Source organism: Bradyrhizobium sp. Kon58, assembly GCF_055807455.1.
Window position 1 is genome coordinate 1 of record NZ_JBVVOT010000644.1, and the last position, 238, is coordinate 238.

The window sequence follows — 238 nt, forward strand, 5'->3', positions numbered from 1 at the left end:
GCGATGGGCTGGCCGTCGAGTTTCTTGCGCAGGCGGTGCACGTAAATTTCGATCGCGTCGGGGCTGGCTTCTTCGTCGAGACCGAACACCTGCGAAGCCAGTTGCTCCTTGCTCATTACGCGGCCGGGCCGGGCGATCAGTGCTTCAAGCACCGCTTGCTCGCGGGACGTCAACGTGAGCAATTCGCCACCCACCGTGAAGCGCCGCGTGTCGATGTCGTAGACCAGCACGCCGCACG

General features: G+C 63.9%; 1 protein-coding gene. It reads right to left on the reverse strand.

All coding sequences use genetic code 11. The annotated features are described in order from the left end of the window. Positions 1-238 (reverse strand): winged helix-turn-helix domain-containing protein (locus AC0L20_RS41805; RefSeq protein ID WP_473295962.1); only part of this gene is annotated, 238 nt, incomplete at both ends.